We start from the raw sequence: 284 nt of genomic DNA, 5'->3' as shown, positions 1-284 counted from the left end.
TTAGCCCAAGCTTGGTTATATAAAGATTCGGGGATGATTCTACCATATGCTGTGGTATCTGGCAGAAAAGTTGTTGGTTTTGCAATGTTATCTATTGAACCCAAAGATAATAGTTATTATTTATGGCGCTTGTTGATTGATAAGGATTTTCAAAATCGTGGATGCGGAAAAGAAGCCATCCAGCAAATAATTGGAAAGGCGAAGGCGGATCCGCTTTGTCATAAAATTTCGATAAATTATGTCATTGGCAATCATAAAATGCGGTACATTTTAGAAAAAATTGG

At 35.9% G+C, this 284-nt stretch carries 1 protein-coding gene; it reads left to right on the top strand.

Translation table 11 applies throughout. The annotated features are described in order from the left end of the window. On the top strand, positions 1 to 284 hold a 284-nt coding region (locus C1G53_RS07710; protein WP_153046675.1), incomplete at both ends, for a GNAT family N-acetyltransferase.

Origin of the sequence: Streptococcus suis (assembly GCF_002960445.1) — a bacterium.
In the GTDB taxonomy this organism is placed as follows: Bacteria; Bacillota; Bacilli; order Lactobacillales; family Streptococcaceae; genus Streptococcus; species Streptococcus hyiners.
This window is presented reverse-complemented; position numbering and strand designations above follow the sequence as displayed.